General features: G+C 40.3%; 1 protein-coding gene. It reads left to right on the top strand.

What is annotated here, in order from left to right:
* Nucleotides 1-432 precede the first annotated feature (432 nt).
* On the top strand, nt 433-1,161 hold the full coding sequence (locus FJR05_RS06990) for a hypothetical protein (RefSeq protein ID WP_168643448.1): 729 nt from the start codon (nt 433-435) through the stop codon (nt 1,159-1,161).
* The last annotated feature ends 113 nt before the right edge of the window (nt 1,162-1,274 follow it).

Genomic DNA, 1,274 nt, shown 5'->3' with positions numbered 1-1,274 from the left:
TCCTGGTCAAGCTGGTTGGAATAAACTGTTAACTGACAGGAAACAACTAGTCAAAAAGCACCAACTCACACAAACTCTAGATTGGGAACTTTAAGTCTATGCAGGGTCATTTATTGCAACTCTCTGTGAGCCGCAACCACCAATAGAAAATCCTGGATATTGTTCGAGTTGGTACTCCATGGGAATACAAAGATATACTTGACTATGGTATACAATCTTTTTAGGCGCTTATAATCAAGAAGAAACTCAAAAATCATAGGAGCAAGCGTTAGATGTAATTCGTCACGTTTAATCTCAATTTAGGATTTAGTTTCTCGTTTAAACGCATTCCTTTTAGTAATCATTGAATAACCATTAGTTCAAAATGCCGAATTAGGCATTAGGATTTGTAAAGGAAGTGCTATTTTCAAACCACTAACTTTTGATGTCGCAATGTTGACAGTAAAAGACCCAACTACCGATTTTCAGCTACCGCCGCACAACGAAGCGGCTTTAGAGGGACTTAGGGAAGCAAAAAACGTTGATTCCACTGTTGCTCTAGCAGCTAATGATTCAACAATTGCTACAAGCACAATCGCCCCGGCTGGCTGGTTGCTTTTTGGCTTGGCTTACAAACCGTTGGTGAGGGTGGAAAAAATTGCGCGACTGGAAAATTTAACCACTGTACTGTTAGAGGAGTTTAAAAGCGAAGGAATACAAGTTTTTCCAGCGCTTCAAATTGAAGATCAGAACCCTATTGACTTGTTTATCAGGTTTCCGCGCAAAACTCACCTGTTTATCTCTATTCGTTCCCAAGGACATAGGGAAATTGTTTACAACGAAGCGAGAGAAGCTTTGCAGGTAAAACGTAAAGACAAGAATGCGCTCAAAATCTGGAAACCCTGCCCATTAGTTGAATTGGCAGATTATGAAAAGTGGCTCAATAAGAATAGAGACTTATTTGGGATGTCCTCTCGTGAGGCACAAAAAACTCCCACAGCCAAAGTCCTGGTTTTATGGCCTCCCACCAAGGCAATTGGAAATCACAAGGAACATCTTTATTCTGAAGTAGGAAACATGAAAATTCTGGCTTTCAGAAGAAAAGGCACTGCCTTTGTGATTGAAAAGGAGGAAGTAATCGAGTTTATTAAAGCTTGGTTAGCTAGGTACAAAAAAGATTAAAAGGTGAAAACTACGTGTCCCGTCGGGATACCGAGGTTTTCAAAATAGATTCCGTCATGGAATTGGAGCGGGGTATTGGGTTTGGATGCCTAATTTAAATATCCCTGTTAGTG

The organism is Dolichospermum sp. UHCC 0259, from assembly GCF_009711935.1.
Lineage (GTDB): Bacteria > Cyanobacteriota > Cyanobacteriia > Cyanobacteriales > Nostocaceae > Dolichospermum.
This window is presented reverse-complemented; position numbering and strand designations above follow the sequence as displayed.